The organism is Streptococcus sp. 959 (assembly GCF_013277075.1).
In the GTDB taxonomy this organism is placed as follows: domain Bacteria; phylum Bacillota; class Bacilli; order Lactobacillales; family Streptococcaceae; genus Streptococcus; species Streptococcus pseudopneumoniae_C.
On sequence record NZ_VMMF01000013.1, the window covers coordinates 1 to 23,957 of the forward strand.

The window sequence follows — 23,957 nt, forward strand, 5'->3', positions numbered from 1 at the left end:
ATAACAGTTGAAGTTGAAATGGCCAGCTAATGTGCAATATCGGTCATAGAAGTCTTTTCAATCAACTTTTGCGCAATCTTTTGATTGATAATACGAGGAATTTGATGATTCTTCTTGACGAGTGAGGTCTCGGCGACCATCATTTTCGAGCAATGATAGCACTTGAAACGACGCTTTTTAAGGAGAATTCTAGTAGGCATACCAGTTGTTTCGAGGTAAGGGATTTTCGACGGTTTTTGGAAGTCATATTTCTTCATTTGACTTCCACACTCAGGACAAGATGGAGCGTCGTAGTCCAGTTTAGCGATGATTTCCTTGTGGGTATTATTATTAATGACATCCATAATTTGGATATTTGGGTCTTTAATGTCTAGTAATTTTGTGATAAAATGTAATTGTTCCATATGATTCTTCCTAATGAGTTGTTTGATCGCTTTTCATTATAGGTCATATGGGACTTTTTTCTACACAAAATCGGCTCCATAATATCTATAGGGGAAATATTATAGAGCTTTATAATTGTGTTATTTTACTTCCAACTCTTGAGTGAAATTTCTCCGCTATTTAGCCAGATTTCTTTTCCGTTATCACATTGTACTAAAAGTTTTCCACTTTCAGAGATGTCTTTAGCAAGTCCCTTGTAGTCTTTTTGATCTAGTGTAAAAGTAACTTCTTTTCCTAGGACGAATGACTGTTTTTTATATAGGTATAATAGCTCTTCTGCTGGTGTTTCGAAGAAAGCACGCCAGATTTCTATGATTAATTCATTCCTTGTTATAGGAGATGGTGATTTAAATAAGCTAGCAGCTTTTTCTTTTAATTCTTGTGGGAAATCATTAATAGTGAAGTTGATTCCTACTCCAATAATGATATCTGTGACTAAGCCTGTTTCTACAGAGGTTATTGCCTCAGTGAGGATTCCTCCAATTTTATGATTTTTTAGGTAGATATCGTTGACCCATTTTATGTCGACATCTATTAAAGTTAGGTTCTTAATGGCTTTGTAGATAGCTCCAGCTACAAGTAGTGTGTAGGACGGTAATTTGTCATAAGGAAGATTTGGTTTAAGATGGAGGGTCATATAAATGCCTCCTTGTGGGGAGTAGAAAGAACGTTGAAAACGGCCTCGGCCAGCTGTTTGATGGGAAGCTAGATAGAGGGTGTTTGCTTCATGCCCTAAATCAATTGCTTCTTTTGCATCTAGTTGTGTTGATTTAGTCTCAGTTTTAAAGCTAACTTTAATTGGAAGATTTTGTTCTAGAAGTTCTGGAAGAATAAGATCTCCATTCATCAGTTTATAGCCTTTGTTTTTGATGCTATCAATTTCAATGCCTTCTTGTTCTAATCGCTTGATGGCTTTCCAAATCGATGTTCGACTGAGGGATAGTTCTTCTGCAATCTTTTCTCCGCTGATATAATCGGTTTCTTTTGCTATAATTTGGTAGACGGCTTGGTAGGATTTCATAGTGTTTCCTTTCTTTAGGAATTGTAAATGATTTAAATATAGTTTGTATAGTTGCTTCTAATCTTTATTTTATTACTACTATTTTAACATATGCCTAGTATTTTCGGCACGATTTTTTAGATTGAATCTAGTCATTAAGCTTGAGTTATGAAATCTCAGTATTTTTGCTCGCTTTTTTACCCAGGGAAGCGTTTCCTTTGTTTTCAAATTGCTAAAAAAGTGGTACAATATAGGATAGCTTACTATTATCTGAATCAATTGATTTGGAGAGAAAGGATTCATTTTGAAATCAATAGGCTTTATTGAAAAGCTGAAAGGGTTGTCTAGTAAAGAGCTGATTTTATTGGGAATTATCCTGAGTATCTTTTTACCCTTTTATCTTTTTATAGTTGTATTCTGTTTATATATTATCAGTTTGATTTTTACAGGGGACATGAAAAATATTCTTCAGAAAATGGGGGAGCATCCGATGCTGCTTCTTTTTCTTGGCTATAGTACTGTTATATCCGTTTTTGCACAAAATTGGATGGGAGTTGTAGCTTCAGTAGGAATGTTTCTATTTGCTGTTTTCTTTTTGCACTATCAGTCGATTTTATCACATAAATTCTTTCGCTTGATTTTGCAGCTCGTCTTGTTTGGTAGCGTATTGTCAGCTGCTTTTGCGAGTTTAGAACATTTCCAAATTGTGAAGAAATTTAACTATGCTTTTCTTTCACCCAATATGCAGGTATGGCATCAGAATCGTGCAGAAGTGACCTTCTTTAATCCTAATTATTATGGAATTATTTGTTGTTTCTGTATCATGATTGCTTTCTATCTGTTTACAACGACCAAGTTGAATTGGTTGAAAGTATTCTGTGTGTTTGCAGGCTTTGTTAATCTCTTTGGATTGAACTTTACTCAAAATCGAACCGCCTTTCCTGCTATTATCGCTGGAGCAATCATCTATCTCTTTACGACCATTAAAAACTGGAAGGCCTTTTGGCTTAGTATTGGGGTCTTCGCGATTGGCTTGAGTTTCCTCTTTTCTAGTGATTTGGGAGTTCGGATGGGGACTTTGGATTCTTCTATGGAAGAACGCATTTCTATCTGGGATGCAGGGATGGCCTTGTTTAAGCAAAATCCTTTTTGGGGTGAGGGGCCATTAACCTATATGCACTCTTATCCTCGGATAAATGCTCCTTATCATGAACATGCTCACAGTCTGTATATTGACACGATTCTGAGTTACGGGATTGTGGGGACTATTTTATTAGTTTTGTCTTCTGTTGCTCCTGTTCGTTTGATGATGGATATGAGTCAGGAGTCGGGTAAACGTCCGATTATTGGTCTTTATCTATCTTTCCTTACAGTGGTTGCTGTGCACGGAATCTTTGACCTGGCCCTCTTCTGGATTCAGTCAGGATTTATTTTCTTGCTAGTTATGTGCAGTATTCTGTTGGAACATCGAACTTTGGTATCGGACATGACGGATTAAGTATATAAGATTACAATCTTCTACCTTGTGTAGGAGATTTTTTTACTGGGAAAAAATATTTCTAAATCGAAATAATTGACAGTTAGAACGATGAGTGTTACAATTGTTTTATTCTTTTCGATATCGAAATAAATTGGAGGTGTTATGAAAGATAGTCATTTGGTAGCCCATCATATTCGTTTGTTGAATGGGCGAATTTTTCAAAAGTTACTGAGCCAAGACCCTGAAGCTCTTTATAGGAGTGAGCAGGGGAAGATTTTAGCGGTTTTATGGAATAGTGAAACAGGCTGTGCAACCGCGACAGATATTGCGCTGGCGACTGGGCTTGTTAATAATACGCTGACGACTATGATAAAAAAGCTTGAGGAACAAAAGCTTGTAATTGTTAGTCCGTGTGGGAAAGACAAGCGTAAGAAGTATTTAGTTTTAACTGAGTTAGGCAAGTCCCAGAAAGAAGTGGGACATCGTGTTAGTCAGAAATTGGATACGATCTTTTACAAAGGATTTTCAGAGGAAGAAATTCGTCAGTTTGAAGCCTTTCAAGAAAGAATTTTGGCTAATCTGAAAGAGAGGGCAAATGAGGTTTAGAATATGTCACAACAAGTGAAGAATGCTCATAACCTATACATTCATGCTATTCAAGACGGACGAGTTGCTGAGGCTCAAATCCAGTCTGTAGGGGATACTTATATCCAGCACTCGACAGGTGTGCCTGACGGGAAAGAAGGTTTTGCGGCCTTCTTTGCAAATTTCTTCGAGCGTCATCCGGAGCGTCAGATGAAGATTGTCCGCACTATTGAGGATGGCAATCTGGTCTTTGTTCATGTTCATCAATATCTGAATGGTGGGGAAGCACAATGGGTGACGACAGATACTTTCCGTGCAGATGAGAATGGACGTATTGTGGAGCATTGGGATGTCATTGACTACTATCGTGTTCCAGAAAATGGACAGTTAGACCAGATCTTTGGAGATTTTGAGATTAAGGATTTGGATAAAACAGCAGAAAATAAAAAGCTGGTTCGCCGTTTCTTGACAGAAATTTTCCAAAATGGGGAACTGGAGCAGTGGAGTGATTATGTGGCAGACGATTTGATTCAGCATAATCATGAGATTGGACAAGGAAGTGCTGCTTATAAAAACTATGTGGCTGAACATGGCGTCACTTTTGATTTTGTTTTCCAACTATTAGGACAAGGAAATTATGTGGTTAGCTATGGTCAAACTCAGATTGATGGCCTTGCCTATGCACAGTATGATATCTTCCGACTAGAAAACGGTAAAATTGTGGAGCATTGGGATAATAAAGAAGTTATGCCTAAGGTAGAAGACTTGACCAACAGAGGCAAGTTTTAAAATGAGGACAAAGAATGATTGAATACAAAAATGTAGCCTTGCGCTACACAGAAAAAGATGTTTTGAGAGATGTCAATTTACGGATTGAGAATGGGGAATTTATGGTTTTAGTTGGGCCTTCTGGGTCCGGTAAGACAACCATGATCAAGATGGTTAACCGTCTTTTGGAACCAACTGATGGCAATATTTATATGGATAGCAAGCGCATCAAAGACTATGATGAGCGTGAACTTCGTCTTTCTACTGGTTATGTTTTACAAGCCATTGCACTGTTTCCCAATCTAACGGTTGCTGAAAATATTGCCCTGATTCCTGAGATGAAGGGCTGGACTAAGGAAGAAATTGCTCAGAAAACAGAAGAGCTTTTGGCTAAGGTTGGTTTACCAGTAGCCGAGTATGGGCATCGCTTACCTAGTGAACTATCTGGTGGTGAACAGCAAAGGGTTGGTATTGTTCGTGCCATGATTGGTCAGCCTAAGATTCTCCTCATGGATGAACCTTTTTCAGCTCTTGATGCTATTTCGAGAAAACAGTTGCAGGTTTTGACTAAAGAATTGCATAAAGAGTTTGGAATGACAACGATTTTTGTAACCCATGATACGGATGAAGCTCTGAAATTAGGTGATCGTATTGCTGTCTTGCAGGATGGAGAGATTCGTCAGGTGGCGAATCCCGAGACGATTTTAAAAGCTCCTGCAACAGACTTTGTAGCAGACTTGTTTGGAGGTAGTGTTCATGACTAATTTAATTGCAACGTTTCAGGATCGCTTTAGTGATTGGTTGACAGCCCTATCTCAACATTTGCAGTTGTCACTTTTGACCTTGTTGCTGGCTATTTTTATTGCGATTCCCTTGGCTGTTTATCTTCGATATCATGAGAAGTTGGCCGACTGGGTCTTGCAGATTGCAGGGATTTTCCAGACTATCCCGTCTCTGGCCTTGTTGGGGCTCTTTATCCCCTTGATGGGAATTGGAACCTTGCCGGCTTTAACAGCGCTAGTGATTTATGCGATTTTCCCGATCTTACAAAATACCATCACTGGGTTGAAGGGAATTGATCCAAGTCTGCAAGAGGCTGGGATTGCCTTTGGGATGACTAGATGGGAGCGTCTCAAGAAGTTTGAAATTCCACTTGCTATGCCTGTTATCATGTCTGGAATTCGGACGGCAGCGGTCTTGATTATCGGTACGGCAACCTTGGCGGCCTTGATTGGGGCGGGAGGACTGGGGTCCTTCATCCTTTTGGGAATTGACCGTAATAATGCCAGTCTGATTTTGATTGGGGCGCTTTCTTCCGCAGTGCTTGCCATTGCCTTTAACTTCCTACTAAAAGTGATGGAAAAAGCAAAATTGCGGACGATTTTCTCTGGTTTTGCCTTGGTGACCTTATTGCTCGGTCTGTCTTATAGCCCAGCTCTCTTGGTTCAAAAAGAGAAAGAAAACTTGGTGATTGCTGGGAAATTAGGACCAGAACCAGAAATTTTGGCAAATATGTATAAACTCCTCATTGAAGAAAATACCAGTATGACTGCGACTGTTAAACCGAATTTTGGGAAAACAAGCTTTCTCTATGAAGCTTTGAAAAAAGGCGATATTGACATCTACCCTGAATTTACCGGTACGGTGACTGAAAGTCTGCTTCAACCATCACCAAAAGTGAGTCATGAACCAGAGCAGGTTTATGATGTAGCGCGTGATGGCATTGCCAAACAGGATCATCTAGCCTATCTCAAACCTATGTCTTATCAAAATACCTACGCTGTAGCTGTTCCGAAAAAGATTGCTCAAGAATACGGGTTGAAGACCATTTCGGACTTGAAAAAAGTGGAAGGACAGTTGAAGGCAGGCTTTACTCTCGAGTTTAATGATCGTGAAGATGGAAATAAGGGCTTGCAATCAATGTATGGTCTTAACCTCAATGTAGCGACCATGGAGCCAGCCCTTCGCTATCAGGCGATTCAGTCAGGCGATATTCAAATCACGGATGCCTATTCGACGGATGCAGAGTTGGCGCGTTATGATTTGCAGGTCTTGGAAGATGACAAGCAACTCTTCCCACCTTATCAAGGAGCTCCACTCATGAAAGAAGCTCTTCTCAAGAAACATCCTGAGTTGGAAAAAATTCTCAATAAATTGGCTGGTAAAATTACTGAAAGCCAGATGAGTCAGCTCAACTACCAAGTCGGTGTTGAAGGCAAATCAGCAGAACAAGTAGCCAAGGAGTTTTTACAAGAACAAGGTTTGTTGAAGAAATAGACTGAGAATGCTAAACTCAACTTACTTAAACGCCTATATAGAAGAATGCTCAGACAATGCCGTCTGGGCTTTTTTGATATTAGAGTTCCAAAATGTCTTTCAAAATGGAAAATAAGAGAAAATTTTCAGGAATTTGCAAATTTTACTGTAAAGACACTTGACTATTCACAAAATAGGTGTATAATGTGTTGTGAACTACTTAACAAATAAGGATTTTCAGCTCATGTCGACTAAGGTTGGGAATCTTGTGTATAGACAGTTCATTATCTAATAGAGCGTTGCGTCCGAAAGTCTATCCAGACACGGCTCTTTAAAAACAAAAGGAGAAATGATGCCTACTTATTTGCAAAAGAAAATTGAGAATATCAAAACAACCCTAGGTGAAATGTCAGGTGGTTACCGTCGTATGGTTACGGCGATGGCTGATTTAGGATTTTCAGGAACTATGAAGGCTATCTGGGATGACCTTTTTGCCCATCGCAGTTTTGCCCAGTGGTTGTATTTGCTGGTTTTAGGAAGTTTTCCTCTCTGGCTGGAATTGATTTATGAACACCGTATTGTTGACTGGATTGGGATGATTTGTAGTCTGACAGGGATTATCTGTGTTATCTTTGTGTCGGAAGGTCGAGCAAGCAATTATCTTTTTGGCTTGATTAACTCTGTTATCTACCTTATTTTGGCTCTGCAGAAAGGCTTTTATGGTGAGGTGTTGACGACCCTTTACTTCACGGTCATGCAGCCGATTGGACTTCTAGTTTGGATTTATCAAGCTCAGTTCAAGAAAGAAAAGCAGGAGTTTGTCGCGCGTAAGCTGGATGGCAAGGGTTGGACCAAGTATCTTTCCATTAGTGTTCTTTGGTGGTTGGTCTTTGGATTCATTTATCAGTCTATTGGTGCCAATCGTCCCTATCGTGATTCAATCACAGATGCGACCAATGGGGTAGGACAAATTCTCATGACAGCTGTTTACCGTGAACAATGGATATTCTGGGCAGCTACAAATGTCTTTTCTATTTATCTCTGGTGGGGAGAAAGCCTGCAAATTCAAGGGAAATACCTGATTTATCTCATCAATAGTCTAGTTGGATGGTATCAGTGGAGTAAGGCAGCTAAGCATAATACTGACTTACCTAACTAATAAGAGATGTTTGAAAGTACTGTTTTGAGTTTTCTGTTAAAACAGAAAGAGTTGATAATAAAGGATTTTATACTCAATGAAAATCAAAGAGCAAACTAGGAAACTAGCCGCAGGTTGCTCAAAGCACTGCTTTGAGGTTGTAGATAAGACTGACGAAGTCAGTTACATATATCTACGGCAAGGCGACGTTGACGTGGTTTGAAGAGATTTTCGAAGAGTATTATATTATGAAAAAGAGGATCAGTTGGTCCTCTTTTATTGTTAAAAAAATGAAAAACTCAGTAGCCTAGGTATAAGGCAACTGAGCTCTACTCTGTATTCAATTTTTAGTAATGAGAAGGTCTAGATAAAACTGGACAACTTCTTGTTCTGTGAAGTCTTGTCCTTTTTTTAGCCACCAGGTCAATGTCTCGATAAAGTTGGTAACAACTAAGTGTTGGAGATAAGAAGTAGGCAGACCTGGGTGAGCTTCTCTCAAATCATCAGCCAGCATGGGATAGACGTGGTATTCCAACTCTCTCTGAAGTTGACGGAGGAAGTAGTCATTTTTGGAGAATAGAAGACTGGTGATATGGTCTTGATTTTTCTGAAAATGCAGAAAGAGGTGGGCGAGGTAATCTTCGGTTGAAATAGATTGCTCTCTTTCAAAGAGGTGATGGAAGAGGTAGCGACAGAGCTCGTCTAGAAGCAGCTCCTTGCTCTCATAGTGGCAGTAAAATGTGGAGCGGCCCACATCTGCGAGATCAATGATAGCCTGAACAGTAGTAGCCTCGTAACCTTTAGCATTCAAAAGTTGTAGAAAAGCTTGATAGATGGCTTTTTTTGTTTTACTGATACGGCGGTCAATCTTAGTCATATGGACACTTGAGGCAAATTGTTCAGAACTGAATAAAGCTGACGCTTTGCTTCTATCCTTTCTTCAAGTTTTAGTGGATAATGATAGTGAACAAGGTGTTCATGAATCTATTATAACAAAGGAATGAGAAATATGAAGGCAAAATATGCTGTTTGGCTAGCTTTTTTCTTAAATGTGACTTATGCCATTGTCGAGTTTATCGCTGGTGGATTATTTGGGTCCAGTGCAGTTCTTGCTGACTCTGTGCATGACTTGGGAGATGCGATTGCAATTGGAATATCAGCTTTTCTAGAAACCATCTCTAATCGTGAGGAAGACAATCAGTACACCTTGGGCTATAAGCGTTTTAGTCTGCTAGGAGCCTTGGTGACAGCGATAATACTCATGACAGGATCTGTTCTAGTCATTTTGGAAAATGTCACGAAGATTTTAAATCCGCAACCAGTCAATGATGAGGGGATTCTCTGGTTAGGAATGATTGCGATTACTATTAATGTGTTAGCCAGTCTAGTGGTTAGTAAGGGAAAGACAAAGAATGAGTCTATTCTGAGTCTGCATTTTCTGGAAGATACCCTAGGGTGGCTGGCTGTGATTCTGATGGCGATTGTTCTTCGATTCACGAACTGGTATATCCTAGATCCACTTTTGTCCCTTGTCATTTCTTTCTTTATTCTTTCAAAAGCTCTTCCACGTTTTTGGTCTACGCTCAAGATTTTCTTGGATGCTGTGCCAGAAGGTCTTGATATCAAGCAAGTAAAGAATGGGCTGGAGCGATTGGACAATGTGGCCAGTCTTAATCAGCTTAATCTCTGGACTATGGATGGTTTGGAAAAAAATGCCATTGTCCATGTTTGTATAAAAGAAGTGGGAAATATGGAAGCTTGTAAAGAATCTATTCGAATTTTCCTCAAAGATTGTGGTTTCCAAAATATTACCATTGAGGTGGATGCAGACCTAGAAACTCATCAAGAACATAAGCGTAAGCTGTGTGACTTGGAGCCGAATCATGGGCATTATCATTAGAAAAAAGCGACAAATAATTGAGTACTATCTTATTTGGAATAGAGTATTTTCTTTATTATTTAAAATTGGTAAGAGAAGAGCATTGTATAAACTCCAGATGTATGATTGATAATTATAAAAAATTTTTAGATTAGATGCCAAATGCTTGACTTAGAGTCAACTCAAAGTTATATAATAAGATAAGTGAGTTAGAATAGCTTAAACTCAGTGAATAAAATGATAGGAGGTAAGCGTATGAATATTAAATCTGCCAGCGACTTATTGGAAATTTCAGCGGATACGATTCGGTATTATGAACGGGTTGGTCTTGTGCCACCGATTACTAGAACCGCAACTGGAATTCGTGACTTTCAAGATCAAGATATAGAAGCACTGGAATTTATTAAGTGTTTTCGTTCGGCGGGTGTCTCTGTGGACAGTTTAGTTGACTATATGTCGCTCTACCAAAAGGGGGATGAAACGAGAGAGGAAAGGCTTGGTATTTTAGAAGACGAAAAGAAAAAATTAGAGGAGCGCTTGTCTCAGTTACAGACGGCTTTAAATCGCTTAAATCTCAAAATTAAACTTTACAAGGAAGGAAAATTTTAAATGAAATCAGCAGTATATACAAAGGCGGGTCAGGTTGGACTTGCTACTATTGACCGTCCTCAAATTATAGAAGCAGATGATGCTATTATCCGCATTGTCCGTACTTGCGTTTGTGGTTCGGACCTTTGGAGTTACCGTAATCCCGAAATCGAAGAAGGGCATAGAAATAGCGGTCATGAGGCGATCGGGATTGTCGAAGAAGTTGGTGAGAACGTTACTACAGTAAAAGCAGGTGACTTTGTCATTGCACCTTTCACACATGGTTGTGGCCAGTGTGATGCCTGCCGTGCTGGTTTTGATGGCTCGTGTGATAATCATCCAGGAAACAACTGGTCAGGTGGTGTCCAGGCTGAGTATATCCGTTTCCACTTTGCTAATTGGGCACTTGTGAAAATTCCAGGTCAACCTTCAGATTATAGCGAAGGCATGCTCAAGTCACTTTTGACACTTGCTGATGTCATGCCGACCGGTTACCATGCAGCGCGTGTGGCTAATGTGCAAAAAGGCGACAAGGTTGTCGTTATCGGTGATGGGGCTGTTGGGCAATGTGCTGTTATCGCCGCTAAAATGCGTGGAGCATCTCAAATTGTCCTTATGAGTCGCCACGAAGACCGTCAAAAAATGGCCTTGGAGTCAGGTGCGACAGCTGTTGTTGCTGAACGTGGTGAAGAAGGTATTGCCAAAGTCCGTGAAATCCTTGGAGGTGGAGCAGATGCCGCTCTTGAGTGTGTCGGTACGGAGGCAGCTGTCGATCAAGCCCTTGGGGTGCTTCATAATGGAGGTCGTTTGGGCTTTGTTGGCGTACCGCACTATGAAAATCGAGCCATTGGCTCAACCTTTGGTCAAAATACAATAATCGGTGGTGGTCCAGCTTCTGTCACAACATACGATAAGCAATTCTTACTAAAAGCCGTCCTTGATGGCGATATCAATCCAGGCCGCGTCTTTACTTCGAGCTATAAATTAGAAGATATTGACCAGGCATATAAAGACATGGACGAACGTAAGACCATTAAGTCTATGATTGTGATGGACTAACAAAGAAAATCCTAATGGAGATTTAAGTCTCTCTATTAGGATTTTTTGTCATGTTTAATTTGTGGAGTTATGGCAGAGTACTCTCTCTCAAAGTCAGTCTGGTTCCTAGCATGGTCAGGCTAGGAATTTTGCGACCGTGGAGAACTTCCTTGTTAAGAATATCCATCCCTGCTCGGCCCATTTCCTCAGTATAGACCGTGATGCTAGAAAGGGGAGGATAGACTTGCTTGGTCAGACTAGTGTCATTAAAGGAAATGAGGCTGACACGGTCTGGCAGATTGATTCCAGATTCTTGAAGGGCACGGAGGGCACCGATGGCTAAACTATCGCTGGCAGCAAAAAAGGCTGGTGGGAGTTGGTCTCCTAAACTCTGAATAGCCTCCTTCATCAAGTCATAACCAGACTGGGCGGTAAAGCTCCCTTGAAAGACCAGTTCATCATGATAGATTCCTTTTGTTTGACTGTAGTTTCTGAAGTTTTCAAGACGCTTGTCATGAATGATTTCTTCTTGGTCAGTTGTTTCTTCAAGGCCTGTTAGAATCCCGATGCGGTCCATCCCTTGGATGAGAAAATAATCGACAACCTGTTTCATGGCAGTGTAAAAGTCCGTGATAATGCAGGTATGTCCTAGTGAAAGAGTATCACTGTCTAGAAAGACAAGAGGCTTTTGGTATTCTTCAAAGGCAGAAATCTGAGCTCGGCTAAATTTTCCGATGCAGAGAATCCCAATCACTTCTTCGCTTAGGGTAAAAGGATGGTCATTAAAATAGCGCAAGATATCGTAGTCCAGTTCTTGGGCTCTTTTTTCTATGCCTAGGCGAATCTGGTAGTAGTAAAGGTCGTCCAGCTCTCCTTGTTCACTGACCCATTGGATAATGGCAATCTTTTGCTTGGGCTTGTGGGACTCGCCTGTCTTGAGGTGCTTGGTGTAGCCCAGCTCTTCAGCAACGGTTAAAATACGGTGTCTGGTTTCTTCTGTAACAGATAGGCTCTGATCGCGGTTTAGGACACGGGATACGGTCGCGATAGAGACAGAGGCTAGCTGTGCAATGTCTTTTAAGGTAGCCATAAATCCTCCTTGATTAGATTAGTATATCATATTTTTCTGCCTTTTACCGATAGTTTAGTAAAAGTTTAGTAAAAAGGATTGACCTTGGAAAATCCCTTGGATACAATAGAAGAAAACGATTACACGTTAAGACGACTTAACGGACAGTAAAAGGAGAAATCATATGACACAACATCTTACTACTGAAGCACTTCGCAAAGACTTTCTTGCTGTTTTTGGTCAAGAAGCAGACCAAACATTCTTTTCACCAGGTCGTATCAACTTGATTGGTGAGCACACAGACTATAATGGTGGACATGTATTTCCAGCAGCCATTTCCTTGGGAACTTACGGTGCAGCTCGCAAGCGTGACGACCAAGTTTTACGTTTCTACTCAGCTAACTTTGAGGACAAGGGTATCATCGAAGTGCCTCTTGCTGACCTTAAGTTTGAAAAAGAGCACGGCTGGACTAACTATCCAAAAGGGGTTCTTCATTTCTTGCAAGAAGCTGGGCACGTGATTGACAAAGGTTTTGATTTTTATGTTTATGGGAATATCCCAAATGGTGCTGGCTTGTCTTCATCAGCATCCTTGGAACTCTTGACAGGGGTCGTGGCAGAGCATCTCTTTGATTTAAAACTAGACCGTTTGGATTTGGTTAAAATCGGAAAACAAACAGAAAATAGCTTTATCGGAGTAAATTCTGGCATTATGGACCAGTTTGCTATCGGTATGGGGGCTGACCAACGTGCTATTTACCTAGATACTAACACTTTAGAGTATGATTTGGTGCCACTTGATTTGAAGGACAATGTTGTTGTTATCATGAACACTAATAAACGCCGTGAATTGGCGGACTCTAAATACAATGAACGTCGTGCTGAGTGTGAAAAAGCAGTGGAAGAATTGCAAGTAGCCTTAGATATTCAGACCTTGGGTGAATTGGACGAGTGGGCCTTTGACCAATATAGCTATCTAATCAAAGATGAAAATCGTTTGAAACGTGCTCGTCATGCTGTGCTTGAAAACCAACGTACCCTTAAAGCTCAAGCAGCCCTCGAAGCAGGAGATTTGGAAACATTTGGTCGTTTGATGAATGCGTCACACGTTTCCCTAGAGCATGATTATGAAGTAACTGGTTTGGAATTGGATACTCTTGTTCATACAGCTTGGGCACAAGAAGGTGTTCTCGGTGCTCGTATGACAGGGGCAGGTTTTGGCGGGTGTGCCATTGCCTTGGTTCAAAAAAACACTGTTGATACCTTTAAGGAAGCTGTAGGCAAACACTACGAGGAAGTAGTTGGATACGCTCCAAGCTTCTATATCGCTGAAGTTGCAGGTGGCACTCGCGTCCTTGACTAGTCAAAAGGAGGCTCTATAGTGACCTTAGTAGATAAATTTGTAACACATGTCATTTCTGAAAGTTCATTTGAGGAAATGGATCGAATCTACCTGACCAATCGTGTTTTGGCACGAGTGGGAGACGGTGTTTTGGAAGTTGAGACGAATCTGGATAAATTGATTGACCTCAAGGACCAGCTGGTTGAGGAAGCCGTTCGATTAGAAACGATTGAGGATAGTCAGACTGCGCGTGAAATTCTCGGTGCTGAACTAATGGACTTAGCAACCCCTTGTCCGAGTCAGGTCAATCGTGACTTTTGGGCAACCTATGCCCAATCTCCCGAACAGGCAATAGCGGATTTTTACCAACTCAGCCAGAAAAATGACTACATCAAGCTCAAGGCCATTGCTAAGAATATTGCTTATCGTGTTCCATCTGATTACGGTGAACTGGAGATTACTATCAACCTCTCTAAGCCTGAAAAGGATCCGAAAGAGATTGCAGCGGCCAAGTTGGTGCAAGCTAGCAATTATCCCCAGTGTCAGCTTTGTATAGAGAACGAGGGCTACCACGGTCGAGTCAACCATCCAGCTCGTAGCAATCACCGCATTATCCGTTTTGAAATGGCGGGTCAGGAGTGGGGGTTCCAGTATTCGCCCTATGCTTATTTTAATGAGCACTGTATTTTCTTAGATGGTCAGCATCGTCCCATGGCTATCAGTCGTCAGAGTTTTGAGCGTCTGTTGGCTATCGTGGAGCAGTTTCCGGGCTATTTTGCGGGTTCAAATGCGGACTTGCCGATCGTGGGAGGCTCTATTCTAACTCATGACCACTATCAGGGAGGCCGTCACGTATTTCCTATGGAATTGGCTCCCTTGCAAAAGACTTTCCGATTTGCTGGTTTTGAGCAGGTCAAGTCTGGGATTGTCAAGTGGCCGATGTCAGTGCTACGTTTGACTTCGGATTCTAAAGAGGATTTGATTAACTTGGCTGATAAGATTTTGCGAGAATGGCGTCAGTATTCAGATCCTACAGAGCAGGTTTTGGCAGAGACTGATGGGACACCGCATCACACCATAACACCCATTGCCCGTAAACGCGATGGACAGTTTGAGTTGGACTTAGTCTTGCGAGACAATCAGACATCGCCAGAACATCCTGATGGTATTTATCATCCCCACAAGGATGTCCAACATATCAAGAAGGAAAATATCGGCTTGATTGAGGTCATGGGCTTGGCTATTTTGCCACCACGTCTAAAAGCAGAAGTAGAGCAAGTCGCCAGCTATCTTGTTGGAGAAGGGGATACAGTTGCGACTTATCATCAGGAATGGGCAGACCAGCTCAAAGCCAAATATCCAGACCTAGCGGATAAAGAAAAATCCCTTGAAATTGTCAAGGACTCTGTGGGGGCTATCTTTGCTCGTGTGCTTGAGGATGCAGGAGTTTACAAGCAGACAGAACAAGGACAGGCAGCCTTTATGCGCTTTGTAGAGCAGGTCGGAATTTTGCCAGACTAGGAGCTTTCTCCTTGCACAGTCCTATAAAAAGTAGTATCATAGTGTCGTTTGAACTATCAGGAGGAAACGATGAAAGATTTTCATTTTGACGCTATATCTGCCTTTGAAAATTACGAAATTGAACAAATGAGAGATGGTCACGTTGTGGTGACGACCAAAGTAGTGGACTCGTCGCTCAACTACTATGGCAATGCCCATGGTGGCTATCTTTTTACCCTTTGTGACCAGATTAGTGGTTTGGTGGTTATCTCGCTGGGGCTTGATGGGGTGACACTCCAATCCTCTATCAACTACCTCAAGGCAGGAAAACTCGATGACGTGTTGACCATTAAAGGAGAATGCGTCCATCAAGGTCGCACAACCTGTGTGGTGGATGTGGATATTACCAATCAAGAAGGCAGAAATGTCTGTAAAGCAACCTTTACCATGTTTGTCACAGGCCAAAGGTCAGAAGACAGACAGGTAAGGATATAGATAAACAAAAAAGAGGCTCATACCTCTTTTTCTTATTTCTTTTTATGATTCAGTACTGCATTGAGAACAATAGCAAGTAGGCTGGCTACGACGATTCCGTTTGAGAAGAACATTTGGAAGGCTGTTGGCATGCTGACAAATAGATTACTGTTGTTGAGTCCGACACCTGCAGCGATTGAAACAGCTGCGATAAGGAAGTTGTGTTCATTGTTAGCAAAGTCAACGCGGGCGAGGATTTGCATCCCTTGAATAGATACAAAACCAAACATCACCAGCATGGCACCACCGAGGACAGGGCTTGGAATGATTTGGGCAAGGGCACCAAACTTAGGTAGGAGTCCAAGGAGAACGAGGAAACCAGCTGCGTAGTAGATTGGCAGGCGAGTCTTAATGCCTGATAATTTAACCAAACCAACGTTTTGTGAAAATCCTGTGTAAGGGAAGGTGTTAAAGATTCCTCCGAGAAGTACGGCCAAACCTTCTGCGCGGTAACCGTTGCGCAGGCGCGTGCTGTCGATTGGGTATTTCGTGATATCAGACAAGGCCAGATAAACACCAGTTGACTCAACCATAGACACCGTTGCGATGATACACATCATGATAATAGATGAGATTTCAAAGGTTGGCATTCCAAAGTAGAGAGGAGTTGGGACATGGACAAGCGGTGCTGCCGCAACAGGAGAGAAGTCCACCAAGCCCATAGTAGCAGCGATGGCAGTTCCAACAACTAGACCAATCAAAATGGAGATAGACTTGATAAATCCTTTGGTAAAGATGTTAATCAAGAGGATAATCAGAACAGTGATAGCTGCAAGCAAGAGACTTTGACCAGTTGGCTCTGGAACATTATTTCCCATATTTCCAATAGCGACAGGAATCAAGGTTAAACCAATCGTGGTAATAACAGATCCTGTTACGATAGATGGGAAAAGATTGGCAACTTTTGAGAAGATGCCTGAAACAAGAACCACGTAAATCCCTGATGCGATGAGGGCTCCAAACATAGCGCCACTACCATGGCTTTGCCCAATCATAATCAGGGGAGCGACAGATTGGAAGGCAACTCCGAGAACGACTGGGAGTCCAATTCCAAAGTATTTGTTGAGTTGGAGTTGAAGTAAGGTTGCTACCCCACACATGAAGATATCTGTAGAAATCAGGTAAGTCAACTGCTCAGCTGAATAGCCAAGGGCTGTCGCAATCATGATGGGAACCAGGATGGATCCTGAGTACATGGCTAGTAAGTGCTGCAAGCCAAGAACGGCTGCTTGCGAGTGTTTTTCTTGAGTTTGCATTAGAGATCTGCCTCCTTAAAAATAACTTGACCATTTTCAAAACGATCCAAACGAGCGAGTGATAGAACAGGGTAGCCTGCTTTTTCAAGCAAATCACGGCCATCTTGGAAGGATTTTTCAATCACAATACCAATAGCTTCGACTGTGGCACCAGCCTGTTCGATGATTTGAATCAAGCCTTTGGCAGCTTGGCCATTAGCAAGGAAATCATCGATAATCAAAACCTTGTCCTCTGGTGAGAGGAATTTTCCAGCGATAGAAACGGTACTGGTCACTTGCTTGGTAAAGGAGTAGACTTGGGCAGTTAAGATGCCTTCGTTCATAGTAATGTTCTTAGCTTTTTTGGCGAAAATCATGGGAACGTTTAAGGCTTCCGCTGTAAAAACGGCTGGGGCAATACCCGACGCTTCAATGGTCACAACCTTGGTAATGCCAGCAGAAGCAAATTTTTCCGCAAAAACTTTACCAATCTCTCGCATCAGGCTAAAGTCAACTTGGTGGGTTAAAAAGGAATCCACCTTGAGGATGTTATCACCCAAGATATGCCCATCCTTGAGGATGCGCTCTTCTAATAATTTCATAAGACCTCCTAAAGTCTAAAAGCCAATCCATTTACTTGTTTCAGATTTCTATCTAGTAAAACTGATAGAAAAAGGACCTACTTAATCTCTAAGTAAGTCCCCAAAATAGGCATGGCAAAAACGACCATACCTCACTGCTGACTTACTTATTGTTAGGTGTTCCGGCACCTTGTAGAAACGTCGCGCCAATTCACGACATAAACAAGTAAAATGGTATTCAATTTCAAATAGGATTGAGCCAATGTTTTTATTTTACACTAAATAACTTTAGAAATCAAATGTTTTGTTAGTGTTTTAATGAAAAAAACGAACAAAAAAGAAACCTACAACGAGATACAGTATTGTAGGGTTCTATTATTCTATTCACTAAATCTTAAAAAATAGCCATCTGGATCCAAAACTGCAAACTCATGTGGATAGATATAATGATCCCCAACACGAAATTCTCTTTTTGTCAGTTGACGATGGATAGGATAGTCAGATTCCAGCAGTTTTTGGTGGAGCTGAGGGACATCCTTGATGCCAAAGGAAATATTGACACCGCGCCCGAAAGGATAGGTCAGCTGAGCTAATTCTTCTGCGCTGCCTTCTTCTAGCATAAGTTGGCAGTCTTCAAGCGAGAGGAAGAGAAATTTCTCCTCTGGGCGCTCGTATTCGACAGAGAATCCTAGCAGGTCGCAGTAGAAGTGGCGTGATTTTTCGATGTCAGATACTACAAATTCAGGAATGACAGCTTGATAGTCCATTCGTTTTCTCCTTAGAGTTCAATCTCCATGACAATGGGTGTGTGGTCTTGGCGAGCACCTGAGTCAATCATATCAGATTTAGTGACCTTGTCAGCGATGCGGTTACTTGTCAGCCAGTAGTCGATTCTCCAGCCTGTATTGTTGATTTTAGAAGTCTTGCTGCGTTGCGCCCACCAAGTGTAGCGTTCTGGAACATCGCCATGAACATGACGGAAGGTATCCGTAAATCCAGTTGCTAAAAGGTTGGTAAATCCAGCACGTTCTTCGTCGGTAAATCCAGGTGAACGGCGGTTGCTAGCAGGATTTGCAAGGTCGATTTCATTGTGGGCTACATTGTAGTCACCGGTCGCAAGGACTGGTTTTTCTTTGTCTAGTTCAGCCAAATACTCCGCATATTTGACATCCCAGACTTGACGTTCTTCCAAGCGTTTGAGTCCATCGCCAGCATTTGGTGTGTAAACTTGGGTAACGAAAAATTCATCAAATTCTAGAGTAATGATACGGCCTTCCAAGTCCATGGTAGAAGGGGCACCGATTTCTGGGAAAGTGACAGTGGGTGTGAGTTCTTTCTTATAGAGGAACATGGTACCAGCGTAGCCTTTGCGGGCAGGCTCTTGAGAAGAGCGCCACGTGTTTTCGTAGCCTGGGAAGAGTTCTTCTAAAATTTCCAAGTGTTTCTTTGTAGGACCCTTGGCAGAAAGCTTGGTTTCTTGGATAGCGATGATATCAGCATTTTCAGCGACCAAGGTTTGTAGTACTTCTTGGGACAATTTGGCACGAGTTGAGTCACTAGTTAGGGCAGCATTGAGGGAATCAATATTCCATGAGATGAGTTTCATAAAGTTACCTTTTTCATTCAGATTATAGATTTTATTATACCAAAAAAAGGTCCATTTCCCCAACGTATGGCTTGAAAAATCACTCTCTTTCGTTTATAATTAAGAATGATTTTATGAAAGGGAGTGAAAATAAATGAAATTTTACTCATATGACTATGTACTTAGCCAAATCAGTCAGCAAAATGGAATCATGATTGGCTTTGGGATTGTGCTCCTAGCTATCACAGGATTTTTTGCTTTTAAAGCCTATCGAGATAAAAAGGGGACTAAGTTTCGGGAATTGGTCATGATTTTGGCCTTGACCTTGGTGGCCATGCTTTTGATGACAATCTCAAAATACCAGACCAATCAAGCCTCTAACAACCAATTTCAAACCTCCCTTCATTTCATAGAGGTTGTTTCCAAAGACTTGGGAGTGGATAAATCAGAAGTTTATGTCAATACTTCTGCAGCCACTGATGGAGCGCTTGTCAAGGTAGGTCCAAATTTCTACCGCGCCATGAACGGGAGCCAACCAGACAAGTATCTTTTAGAGAAATTAGAATTGAATCAAACAGACGCTATTGAATTGGTGGAGGTAAACAAATGACGCTCAACTATATGGAAATTTTAATCAAACTGGCCTTGGGGCTCTTCTCGCTTGTTTTTGTTATCAATGTGACAGGAAAGGGGAACCTAGCACCTAACTCTGCGACAGACCAAATTCAGAACTATGTTCTCGGTGGTATCATCGGTGGGGTGATTTACAATAGTTCTATCAGCATTCTCCAGTACGCAGTGATTTTGATGATGTGGACGATTTTGGTTTTGACCCTCAAGTGGCTTAGTAACAATGTTCATTTTGTCAAACGCTTGATTGATGGTAAGCCAACTCTCCTCATCAAAAATGGTCAGATTGACCCAGAAGCCTGTCGTTCAGTTGGTTTGTCTGCAGCGGAAGTAGCCCTCAAGCTTCGTAGCCAAGGGATTTTCCAGATGAAGCAGGTCAAACGCGCTGTGCAGGAGCAAAATGGCCAACTCATCGTGGTCCAAATGGGAGATGAAAATCCTAAGTATCCAGTTGTGACTGACGGTGTGATACAAGTCGATGTTTTGGAGTCGATTGGTCGTAACGAAGAGTGGTTGCTTGATAACCTCAGCAAGCAAGGGCATGACAATGTAGCCAATATCTTTATCGCTGAGTATGACAAGGGTGCGGTCACAGTCGTAACCTATGAATAAGAAAAACCTGGGGTCTTGGCCTCAGGTTTCTATTTGCAATCAGAAAGGGATGTTATGTCCATTATTCAAAAACTTTGGTGGTTTTTCAAGTTAGAAAAACGCCGTTATTTAGTCGGGATTGTGGCTCTGGTCTTGGTTTCCGTCCTCAACCTCATTCCCCCAATGGTTATGGGGAGGGTCATTGATGCCATCACATCGGGGCAATTAACCCAGCAGGACCTCCTTCTTGCCCTATTTTACTTGCTTCTTGCAGCCTTTGGGATGTACTATCTGCGCTATGTTTGGCGTATGTATATCCTCGGTACTTCCTACCGTTTGGGACAGATTATGCGCTCTCGCTTATTTGAGCATTTCACAAAAATGTCTCCAGCCTTTTATCAAACCTATAGGACGGGGGACCTGATGGCACACGCAACCAACGATATCAATGCCTTAACGCGTCTGGCAGGGGGAGGGGTTATGTCAGCGGTTGATGCCTCAATCACAGCTTTAGTGACCTTGTTGACCATGCTCTTTAGCATTTCATGGCAGATGACCTTGGTTGCCATTCTGCCCCTGCCTTTCATGGCTTATGCGACCAGTCGTCTAGGTAGAAAGACCCACAAGGCTTTTAGCGAATCGCAAGCCGCCTTTTCCGAACTCAATAACAAGGTGCAGGAGTCCGTATCAGGTATCAAAGTGACCAAGTCTTTCGGTTACCAGGCGGACGAGTTGAAGTCCTTTCAGACAGTCAATGAATTAACCTTCCAAAAGAACCTACAAACCATGAAATACGATAGTCTCTTTGACCCTATGGTTCTCTTGTTTGTTGGTTCATCCTATGTTTTAACGCTTTTGGTCGGCTCCTTGATGGTTCAGAAAGGGCAAATCACCGTTGGGAATCTGGTCACTTTTATCAGCTATTTGGATATGCTGGTTTGGCCTCTTATGGCCATCGGCTTCCTCTTTAATATTACTCAGCGAGGGAAGGTTTCTTACCAGCGGATAGAAAGTCTTTTGTCTCAGGAATCTCCAGTAAAAGACCCAGAGTTTCCTTTAGATGGTATTGAAAATGGACGTTTGGAATATGGCATTGATAGCTTTGCCTTTGAAAATGAGGAAACACTGACAAATGTTCACTTTAGTTTGGAAAAAGGGCAAACTCTGGGCTTGGTTGGTCAGACAGGCTCTGGAAAAACGTCCTTGATCAAGCTTCTCTTGCGTGAATACGATGTGGATAAGGGTGCTATTTACTTAAACGGTCATAATATTCGTGACTATCGTCTGACAGACCTTCGTAGTCTTATGGGCTATGTTCCTCAGGACCAGTTCCTCTTTGCGACTTCAATCTTGGACAATATTCGCTTTGGCAATCCTAAACTGCCTCTTTCGGCGGTCGAGGAAGCGACTAAGCTAGCTCAAGTTTACCAAGACATTGTAGACATGCCTCAGGGATTTGATACGCTGATTGGTGAAAAGGGAGTCAGTCTTTCTGGTGGTCAAAAGCAACGTCTGGCTATGAGTAGGGCGATGATTTTAGACCCTGATATCTTGATTTTGGATGATTCTTTGTCGGCCGTGGATGCCAAGACAGAGTATGCGATTATCGACAACCTCAAGGAAACGCGAAAGGACAAGACAACCATTATCACGGCTCATCGCCTAAGTGCAGTTGTCCATGCAGATTTGATTTTAGTCCTGCAAAATGGTCAAATCATCGAACGAGGTACACACGATGACTTGCTAGCCTTGGATGGCTGGTATGCCCAAACTTATCAGTCTCAGCAGTTGGAAATGAAAGGAGAAGAAGATGCAGAATAAACAAGAACAATGGGCTGTATTGAAGCGCTTGATGTCTTATCTCAAGCCTTACGGCCTTCTGACTTTTTTGGCACTCAGTTTTCTCCTAGCGACGACAGTCATTAAAAGCGTCATTCCCCTTGTGGCTTCCCACTTTATCGACCAGTATCTCAGCAATCTCAACCAACTCGCTGTGACCGTTTTGTTGGTCTATTATGGCCTTTATATCCTACAAACTCTAGTTCAGTATGTCGGTAATCTTCTCTTTGCGCGGGTGTCCTACAGTATTGTTAGGGATATTCGTCGCGATGCCTTTGCCAATATGGAGAAACTGGGCATGTCTTATTTTGACAAGACGCCAGCAGGTTCCATTGTCTCTCGTTTGACCAATGATACCGAAACCATCAGTGATATGTTTTCGGGAATTTTGTCCAGCTTTATCTCAGCAGTTTTCATCTTTCTGACAACTCTGTATACCATGTTGGTTCTGGACTTTCGTTTGACAGCCTTAGTCTTGCTCTTTCTACCCTTGATTTTCCTTTTGGTCAATCTCTATCGGAAAAAGTCAGTGAAAATCATCGAGAAAACCAGAAGTCTCTTGTCAGATATCAATAGTAAGCTGGCAGAGAATATCGAGGGAATCAGAATTATTCAGGCCTTTAATCAAGAGAAGCGCCTACAGGCAGAATTTGATGAGATTAACCGAGAACACTTGGTCTATGCCAACCGTTCTGTAGCCTTGGATGCCCTCTTTTTGCGCCCTGCCATGAGTTTGCTGAAACTCCTAGGATACGCTGTCTTGATGGCCTACTTTGGTTACCGTGGCCTTTCTATCGGGATAACGGCAGGAACCATGTATGCCTTTATCCAGTACATCAACCGTCTCTTTGATCCCTTGATTGAGGTGACGCAAAACTTTTCAACCCTTCAAACATCCATGGTGTCTGCAGGCCGTGTCTTTGCCTTAATTGACGAGAAGACCTATGAGCCTCTTCAAAAAGATGGGCAAGCCAAAGTCCAAGAAGGCAATATCCGTTTTGAACATGTGTGTTTCTCATATGACGGTAAACATCCGATTCTGGATGATATTTCTTTCTCTGTTAACAAGGGTGAAACCATTGCCTTTGTAGGGCATACAGGTTCGGGGAAATCTTCGATCATCAATGTACTCATGCGCTTTTATGAATTTCAATCAGGGAGAGTTCTCTTGGATGGTGTGGATATCCGGGACTACAGTCAGGAAGAGCTGAGAAAAAACATCGGTCTGGTCTTGCAGGATCCCTTCCTCTATCATGGAACCATCAAGTCCAATATCGCCATGTACCAAGATATCAGTGATGAGCAAGTTCAGGCCGCGGCTGCCTTTGTGGATGCAGATTCCTTTATTCAGGAACTTCCTTTGGGCTATGATGCCCCTATTTCCGAGCGTGGTTCGAGCTTTTCTACTGGTCAACGTCAGCTTCTTGCCTTTGCTAGAACAGTCGCCAGTCAGCCTAAAATTCTGATTTTGGATGAAGCGACAGCTAATATTGACTCTGAAACAGAAAGTCTGGTTCAAGCCTCACTAGCTAAGATGAGAAAGGGACGGACAACCATTGCTATCGCCCACCGCCTTTCTACCATCCAAGACGCCAACTGTATCTATGTTTTGGATAAGGGGCGCATTATCGAGAGTGGAACCCATGAGGAACTCTTGGCCTTGGGAGGAACCTATCACAAGATGTATAGCTTGCAGGCAGGGGCCATGTCCTAATACTCTTTGAAAATCCCTTCAAACCGCGTCAGTTTTATCTGCAATCTTAGAGCTATACTTTGATTTTCATTGAGTGTAAGAAGGAAATCCTTCAAATTACAGATTTCTTTCACCGCCTTTTCCATTTTGTGGTATAATGAAAAATGTTGACAAATAGTATA

23 protein-coding genes, 1 pseudogene and 1 riboswitch are annotated in these 23,957 nt (G+C 42.0%); of the genes and pseudogenes, 16 read left to right on the top strand and 8 right to left on the bottom strand.

What is annotated here, in order from left to right; genetic code table 11:
- Positions 1 to 29 precede the first annotated feature (29 nt).
- Together HT717_RS04255 and birA are read right to left on the bottom strand one after the other, a co-directional pair.
- A pseudogene (locus tag HT717_RS04255) lies at positions 30 to 404 on the bottom strand (transposase family protein); the annotation flags it as partial.
- A 125-nt stretch (positions 405 to 529) separates the two neighbouring features.
- Positions 530 to 1,465, bottom strand: coding sequence for a bifunctional biotin--[acetyl-CoA-carboxylase] ligase/biotin operon repressor BirA (gene birA / locus HT717_RS04260; RefSeq protein ID WP_049540637.1), 936 nt, complete (start codon positions 1,463 to 1,465; stop codon positions 530 to 532).
- A 283-nt stretch (positions 1,466 to 1,748) separates the two neighbouring features.
- Here birA and HT717_RS04265 point away from each other — a divergent pair, with 283 nt between their 5' ends.
- From HT717_RS04265 to pnuC, 6 genes are all read left to right on the top strand, one after another.
- Complete coding sequence (locus tag HT717_RS04265; protein WP_049540639.1) at positions 1,749 to 2,942, top strand: O-antigen ligase; 1,194 nt, start codon at positions 1,749 to 1,751, stop codon at positions 2,940 to 2,942.
- Between the two features lie 144 nt (positions 2,943 to 3,086).
- Positions 3,087 to 3,530: a MarR family transcriptional regulator gene (locus HT717_RS04270; protein ID WP_049540640.1), complete on the top strand. Its 444-nt coding sequence runs from the start codon at positions 3,087 to 3,089 to the stop codon at positions 3,528 to 3,530.
- Positions 3,531 to 3,533: 3 nt separating this feature from the next.
- The gene (locus HT717_RS04275) at positions 3,534 to 4,298 is read left to right on the top strand and encodes a nuclear transport factor 2 family protein (protein WP_049540641.1); all 765 of its coding nucleotides are present in this window, start codon (positions 3,534 to 3,536) and stop codon (positions 4,296 to 4,298) included.
- Between the two features lie 14 nt (positions 4,299 to 4,312).
- On the top strand, positions 4,313 to 5,041 hold the full coding sequence (locus HT717_RS04280; protein WP_049540642.1) for an ABC transporter ATP-binding protein: 729 nt from the start codon (positions 4,313 to 4,315) through the stop codon (positions 5,039 to 5,041).
- Entirely contained in the window at positions 5,034 to 6,554 is a 1,521-nt protein-coding gene (locus HT717_RS04285) for an ABC transporter permease/substrate-binding protein (protein WP_049540643.1), read from the top strand. Before HT717_RS04280 ends, HT717_RS04285 begins: the two co-directional genes overlap by 8 nt.
- A 331-nt stretch (positions 6,555 to 6,885) precedes the next feature.
- On the top strand, positions 6,886 to 7,692 hold the full coding sequence (gene pnuC, locus HT717_RS04290; RefSeq protein ID WP_049540645.1) for a nicotinamide riboside transporter PnuC: 807 nt from the start codon (positions 6,886 to 6,888) through the stop codon (positions 7,690 to 7,692).
- 319 nt (positions 7,693 to 8,011) lie between these two features.
- On the opposite strand, the gene HT717_RS04295 is transcribed toward pnuC, so the two are convergent.
- Positions 8,012 to 8,548, bottom strand: coding sequence for a TetR/AcrR family transcriptional regulator (locus HT717_RS04295; protein ID WP_049540130.1), 537 nt, complete (start codon positions 8,546 to 8,548; stop codon positions 8,012 to 8,014).
- Positions 8,549 to 8,680: 132 nt separating this feature from the next.
- Here HT717_RS04295 and HT717_RS04300 point away from each other — a divergent pair, with 132 nt between their 5' ends.
- From HT717_RS04300 to HT717_RS04310, 3 genes are all read left to right on the top strand, one after another.
- Positions 8,681 to 9,571, top strand: coding sequence for a cation diffusion facilitator family transporter (locus tag HT717_RS04300; RefSeq protein ID WP_049540129.1), 891 nt, complete (start codon positions 8,681 to 8,683; stop codon positions 9,569 to 9,571).
- Between the two features lie 234 nt (positions 9,572 to 9,805).
- Positions 9,806 to 10,159 carry a stress response transcriptional regulator NmlR gene (gene nmlR, locus HT717_RS04305; RefSeq protein ID WP_049540128.1) on the top strand — a complete coding sequence of 118 codons (354 nt, stop codon included), beginning with the start codon at positions 9,806 to 9,808 and terminating at the stop codon, positions 10,157 to 10,159.
- A complete protein-coding gene (locus tag HT717_RS04310; RefSeq protein WP_049540126.1) occupies positions 10,160 to 11,197 on the top strand; it encodes a Zn-dependent alcohol dehydrogenase in 1,038 nt (345 codons plus the stop codon). It begins immediately after the preceding gene.
- 67 nt (positions 11,198 to 11,264) lie between these two features.
- Here HT717_RS04310 and galR read toward each other — a convergent pair whose 3' ends face one another.
- Positions 11,265 to 12,266: a DNA-binding transcriptional regulator GalR gene (gene galR, locus HT717_RS04315; protein ID WP_173304468.1), complete on the bottom strand. Its 1,002-nt coding sequence runs from the start codon at positions 12,264 to 12,266 to the stop codon at positions 11,265 to 11,267.
- A gap of 163 nt (positions 12,267 to 12,429) precedes the next feature.
- On the opposite strand from galR, the gene HT717_RS04320 reads away from it, so the two are divergent.
- The 3 genes from HT717_RS04320 (at position 12,430) to HT717_RS04330 (ending at position 15,582) form a co-directional block, all read left to right on the top strand.
- Positions 12,430 to 13,608, top strand: coding sequence for a galactokinase (locus tag HT717_RS04320; RefSeq protein ID WP_173304470.1), 1,179 nt, complete (start codon positions 12,430 to 12,432; stop codon positions 13,606 to 13,608).
- Between the two features lie 18 nt (positions 13,609 to 13,626).
- On the top strand, positions 13,627 to 15,108 hold the full coding sequence (locus tag HT717_RS04325; RefSeq protein WP_049540119.1) for a UDP-glucose--hexose-1-phosphate uridylyltransferase: 1,482 nt from the start codon (positions 13,627 to 13,629) through the stop codon (positions 15,106 to 15,108).
- Between the two features lie 69 nt (positions 15,109 to 15,177).
- Positions 15,178 to 15,582 carry a PaaI family thioesterase gene (locus HT717_RS04330; RefSeq protein WP_000651223.1) on the top strand — a complete coding sequence of 135 codons (405 nt, stop codon included), beginning with the start codon at positions 15,178 to 15,180 and terminating at the stop codon, positions 15,580 to 15,582.
- Between the two features lie 32 nt (positions 15,583 to 15,614).
- Here HT717_RS04330 and HT717_RS04335 read toward each other — a convergent pair whose 3' ends face one another.
- The 4 genes from HT717_RS04335 to HT717_RS04350 form a co-directional block, all read right to left on the bottom strand.
- Positions 15,615 to 16,877, bottom strand: a complete 1,263-nt coding sequence (locus HT717_RS04335) for a nucleobase:cation symporter-2 family protein (protein ID WP_101782371.1) — start codon at positions 16,875 to 16,877, stop codon at positions 15,615 to 15,617.
- A complete protein-coding gene (locus HT717_RS04340) occupies positions 16,877 to 17,458 on the bottom strand; it encodes a xanthine phosphoribosyltransferase (RefSeq protein WP_101782370.1) in 582 nt (193 codons plus the stop codon). The genes HT717_RS04335 and HT717_RS04340 overlap by 1 nt, the downstream gene beginning before the upstream one ends.
- 129 nt (positions 17,459 to 17,587) lie before the next feature.
- Positions 17,588 to 17,683, bottom strand: a riboswitch (purine riboswitch).
- A gap of 134 nt (positions 17,684 to 17,817) precedes the next feature.
- Positions 17,818 to 18,204, bottom strand: a complete 387-nt coding sequence (locus HT717_RS04345) for a VOC family protein (RefSeq protein ID WP_173304472.1) — start codon at positions 18,202 to 18,204, stop codon at positions 17,818 to 17,820.
- 11 nt (positions 18,205 to 18,215) lie between these two features.
- Positions 18,216 to 19,043 carry an exodeoxyribonuclease III gene (locus tag HT717_RS04350; RefSeq protein ID WP_173304474.1) on the bottom strand — a complete coding sequence of 276 codons (828 nt, stop codon included), beginning with the start codon at positions 19,041 to 19,043 and terminating at the stop codon, positions 18,216 to 18,218.
- Between the two features lie 133 nt (positions 19,044 to 19,176).
- Between HT717_RS04350 and HT717_RS04355 the strand changes: the two genes are divergently transcribed.
- The 4 genes from HT717_RS04355 to HT717_RS04370 are packed head-to-tail and all read left to right on the top strand — an operon-like array spanning position 19,177 to position 23,796.
- Positions 19,177 to 19,632 (top strand): DUF3290 family protein, encoded by a 456-nt coding sequence (locus HT717_RS04355; RefSeq protein WP_173304476.1) that lies wholly within the window; start codon positions 19,177 to 19,179, stop codon positions 19,630 to 19,632.
- Positions 19,629 to 20,264, top strand: coding sequence for a DUF421 domain-containing protein (locus HT717_RS04360; RefSeq protein WP_000174458.1), 636 nt, complete (start codon positions 19,629 to 19,631; stop codon positions 20,262 to 20,264). The genes HT717_RS04355 and HT717_RS04360 overlap by 4 nt, the downstream gene beginning before the upstream one ends.
- Positions 20,265 to 20,318: 54 nt before the next feature.
- Entirely contained in the window at positions 20,319 to 22,064 is a 1,746-nt protein-coding gene (locus tag HT717_RS04365; RefSeq protein ID WP_173304477.1) for an ABC transporter transmembrane domain-containing protein, read from the top strand.
- Entirely contained in the window at positions 22,054 to 23,796 is a 1,743-nt protein-coding gene (locus HT717_RS04370) for an ABC transporter ATP-binding protein (protein WP_173304479.1), read from the top strand. The genes HT717_RS04365 and HT717_RS04370 overlap by 11 nt, the downstream gene beginning before the upstream one ends.
- The last annotated feature ends 161 nt before the right edge of the window (positions 23,797 to 23,957 follow it).